At 66.2% G+C, this 2631-nt stretch carries 3 protein-coding genes; 2 read left to right on the plus strand and 1 reads right to left on the minus strand.

Annotated elements, in window-relative coordinates:
- The coding region (locus ACV4UX_RS18540) for a hypothetical protein (RefSeq protein ID WP_491594760.1) at positions 1–310 on the plus strand (310 nt) is incomplete at its 5' end.
- A gap of 2 nt (positions 311–312) precedes the next feature.
- A complete protein-coding gene (locus ACV4UX_RS18545; RefSeq protein ID WP_491594761.1) occupies positions 313–1974 on the plus strand; it encodes a tetratricopeptide repeat protein in 1662 nt (553 codons plus the stop codon).
- Positions 1975–2050: 76 nt separating this feature from the next.
- On the opposite strand, the gene ACV4UX_RS18550 is transcribed toward ACV4UX_RS18545, so the two are convergent.
- Positions 2051–2431 carry a hypothetical protein gene (locus ACV4UX_RS18550; protein WP_491594762.1) on the minus strand — a complete coding sequence of 127 codons (381 nt, stop codon included), beginning with the start codon at positions 2429–2431 and terminating at the stop codon, positions 2051–2053.
- Positions 2432–2631: the final 200 nt, after the last annotated feature.

Here is a 2631-nt window from a genome sequence, read left to right on the forward strand (position 1 = left end):
CATGCGGGATCTGCTGCGCCTGATCCGCATGGCATGCGGCCCAGGTCAGGATCGCATCACCAAGGCCGACGGGCGAAGGGCCATCGAAGCGTTCCTACGCGAAGAGGACCGGCTGATCCGGGACAAGGACAAGGACAGACTCGGAAAGGTGGCTGAGGAGAAAACCGTGCCCAACGCCGACGATTACGAGGAGTTGCTGTTCAACCGGCTCATCCACGAGTACCAGAACGGCAAACGCTGGGCCGACGTGCATCCGGCCGTGAAGCTGCTGCTCAACCTGCCGGACAAGCCAACCCTCAAGACAGTCTGACCATGCTGGAAGCCTCCGCCGACCCGGCCGGGGAGTTTCCGGACTTCCTGCCCCTGCTGGCCGCCATGCGCCGGTCCGACGGGTTCAGCCTGCTGCTGGCGGAGTGCAACGCGCCGGTGCTGCGGGAGCGGCTCCTGGACGCCCTGGCCGAGCGCCTGGGCCGCCCCCTGCTCCGGGTGGACGTGCGGGAGCGTCTGATGGAGCCGGACCGCGCCTTGGCCATCGACGAGATGGTGGCCCATGCATTGGCCCAGGCCCCGCCGGGCGCCGCCGTATCACTCTCGGGCCTGGAAGCGGGTTTTTCCGACGACGACACCGAGACCACGCACCGAACGCTCCAGGAAATCAACATGCGCCGCAGCGCCTTCAAGCGTCTGGGCAGGCCCGTGGTGCTCTGGCTGCCGGAGCACGCCATGAACCTCTTCGCCCGGGGCGCGCCGGACCTGCACGACTGGTACAGCGGCTCGTTCGTCTTCTCGGCTAGGCTCGAGAGCCCTCCCGCGCCCTACCGCCCCCTGGATTGGGCGGGCGGAATTGCCCTGAACCTTACGGCCGAAGAGAAACGCCGCCACCTGGAGACGCTGGACAGCCTGCTGGAAACGGCGCGGCAAGCCGGTGACGTGCGCGCACAGGCGGACATTCTTTTCGATCAGGGCAACCTTGCCACCAGCCTGGGCGATTTAGATGCAGCCTTGACCCTCTTCCGCGAAGCGTTTGAACTTTCTGCGCAGCTTGGGAACGAACAGAACTCCGCAGTCGCTCAAGGCCGGATCGCGGACGTACTCCAGGCACGCGGACAACTCGAAGAGGCCCTCAGGATCTGGCGGGAGGTCCAACTCCCGGTCTTCGAGCGGCTGGGCGAAGCGCGCGAGACCGCCGTCTGCCACGGCCGGATCGCGGACATACTCCACGCGCGCGGACAACTCGACGAGGCCCTAAGGATCAGGCGAGAGGCCGAACTCCCGGTCTACGAGCGACTGGGCGACGTGCGCGAAACCGCTATCTGCCACGGCAAGATCGCGGACATACTCCACGCGCGCGGGCAACTCGACGAGGCCATGAAAATGCTGCGCGATCACGCACTGCCTGCGTTCGAGCGCCTGGGTGACGTGAAATCAACTGCCGTCACACAGGGCAAAATCGCAGACGTACTCCAGGCGCGCGGACAACTCGACGAGGCACTCAGGATCAGGCGGGAGGTCCAACTCCCGGTCTTCGAGCGACTGGGCGACGTGCGCTCCACGGCCGCCGCACAGGGCAAGATCGCGGACATACTCCACGCGCGAGGACAACTCGACGAGGCCCGGGACCACCGGGAGGCCGCTCTTGAGGCATTCAAACGGCTCCAGGCCCCTGACGGGATCGCCAGCTGTCTGTGGGGGCTCGCGCAAATCGACCTCGCTCAAGGAGCCTCCCGGGCTGCCGCCGACAAGACGGCCCAGGCCTATGAAATCATAGACAAGCTTGGCCGCCTGGACGCCATCGCCATCATCGGCGTCGGTTTCGGGCAGATGCTTTTCGACGCCGGTCGACACGAGGAAGGATTGGCTGTGCTGCGCCGCAGCGCGGAGAGCTTCCGCACCCTTGGCCGGGAGCAGGATGCGGCCCGAGCGGACGCACTCGTCAAGAAGATGCTGGCCCGTCAGGCCGCCGAACCCTCCTGAAACAACAACGGGCCGCCCCCTCCGGAGGGGCGGCCCGTCTGCCATGAAAAGCCGCCTTGGGGCGGCGGAAGCCTCGCTACTTCATGCCCTTCTTGTACACGCCGTCGATGGAGGCCTTGCCGCCGCACTGGTTGCAGGCCTTGCCGCTGTCCAGACGGGCGTTGCCCTTCTCGAAGGTCAGGGAGAACCGGCACTTGGGGTCGTCGGTGCTGATGCCCACGCCGTCCTCGATGTTGATGAAGCCCTCCATGCTGCACGTGGAGCCGTCCTTGGCCACCACCAGCACCTCAAAGGCGTGCTGCGCGCCCTTCACGCGGGTGAGCTTGAGCGACCCCTTGGCCGCCTCGGACTTGAACCCGTAGGACCCGGCGTAGGACGGCTGGGTCTTGGCAATGGCGGACCCCACGGAAACGGCGGCCAACACGGCCACCAGAACCACGATCTTGAACAGGCGCATGGATGGATTCCTCCTGGATTGTTTTGTGCGCGAACGGCCTGAACCGCCCTCTTACTCGACCACCAAGGTTCCCGCATTCCGGGACGGTTGAGAATGCGTGACGCGCCCGTGACGGCGACGGAAGGGAGGCGCAAGGGCGGCGGACGGACGGCTGGGTCTTGGCAATGGCGGACCCCACGGAAACGGCGGCCAACACGGCC

It is taken from the genome of Fundidesulfovibrio sp., from assembly GCF_058402725.1.